This window comes from Streptomyces sp. NRRL S-495, from assembly GCF_000966955.1.
GTDB classification, from domain to species: domain Bacteria; phylum Actinomycetota; class Actinomycetes; order Streptomycetales; family Streptomycetaceae; genus Kitasatospora; species Kitasatospora purpeofusca.
Genome location: NZ_JZWY01000453.1, coordinates 1 through 243 on the forward strand (window position 1 = coordinate 1; position 243 = coordinate 243).

1 pseudogene is annotated in these 243 nt (G+C 75.3%); it reads right to left on the reverse strand.

The annotated features are described in order from the left end of the window. A pseudogene (locus tag VR45_RS23390) lies at positions 1-197 on the reverse strand (hypothetical protein); the annotation flags it as partial. Positions 198-243 lie beyond the last annotated feature (46 nt).

Sequence of the window (243 nt, forward strand, 5' to 3'; positions counted from 1 at the left end):
GGTATGCCCGATCCGCTCTCCGCCGGGTCGAGGAGGGCCTGCGCGGCGGCCACCGCGCACCGTGCCACGTACGTGCGGCGGGTGGCATCGCGCTCCTGGACGACGGCGGCTGGCCAGCGGGCGTCGTCCTCGGCCCGGGCCATGTCCAGCAGGGTCGCAGCCGTACCACTGACCTGGACGACCGGCCAACGCGTCACCTCCACGGCCTCCTGCCCGGCAGGGGCATGGGCGATCGGCCGGTAG